Consider the following 298-nt stretch of genomic DNA (forward strand, 5'->3'; position numbering starts at 1 on the left):
AAGTTACTTATCAGCCTGAAAGAGCTGGCGAGCTTCACAGATAGTAGCCAAAACAAGCAGCGAAGACATTAGCTAGCACAGCCAGTCACTGCTGCTTTTACTATTTATGATTGATCAGTGCTCTTACATGCGCAAATAAGTCACTGGCTAACATTCCTCTTTGCCCTGATTGTTCACAGGCTCTATCACCCGCCTTTGCATGTAACACAACGCCATAACATGCTGCCTCACTGGTATTTAATCCTTGAGCCATTAACGCCCCAATTATACCACTAAGCACATCACCACTTCCTCCTAC

At 45.0% G+C, this 298-nt stretch carries 1 protein-coding gene; it reads right to left on the reverse strand.

From position 1 onward, the window contains the following. Positions 1-100: 100 nt before the first annotated feature. Positions 101-298: NAD(P)H-hydrate dehydratase (locus tag SB749_RS19155; RefSeq protein WP_410711698.1), on the reverse strand; the 198-nt coding region annotated here is incomplete at its 5' end.

Origin of the sequence: Brevibacterium sp. SIMBA_078, from assembly GCF_046534565.1 — a bacterium.
Classification (GTDB): domain Bacteria; phylum Actinomycetota; class Actinomycetes; order Actinomycetales; family Brevibacteriaceae; genus Brevibacterium.